Origin of the sequence: Collinsella aerofaciens (assembly GCF_018785265.1) — a bacterium.
In the GTDB taxonomy this organism is placed as follows: Bacteria; Actinomycetota; Coriobacteriia; order Coriobacteriales; family Coriobacteriaceae; genus Collinsella; species Collinsella aerofaciens_AI.
On the sequence record NZ_WQPK01000062.1, the window covers coordinates 1 to 237 of the forward strand.

1 pseudogene is annotated in these 237 nt (G+C 67.1%); it reads right to left on the bottom strand.

From position 1 onward, the window contains the following. Positions 1-237 (bottom strand): annotated as a pseudogene (locus tag GPK42_RS09915) (lantibiotic ABC transporter ATP-binding protein); the annotation flags it as partial.

A 237-nucleotide genomic window follows, 5' to 3' on the forward strand; every position in this document is an offset into this window, starting at 1 on the left:
GCTCATGAAGAGTTCCTCGAGGTCCTGCCCGGGTCGAAGAGCATCCTCGTAGGCGAGGCGCCCCCCGTAGATGATGCCGATGGTGTCCGCCATCTGCTGCACCTCGGAGAGGATGTGGCTCGAGACGATCACCGTCGTACCCGCCGCTGCGAAGCCGCGGATCTGGTCGCGCAGCTCCTCGATGCCGATGGGGTCGAGGCCGTTGGTGGGCTCGTCGAGCACGAGCAGGCGTGGCCG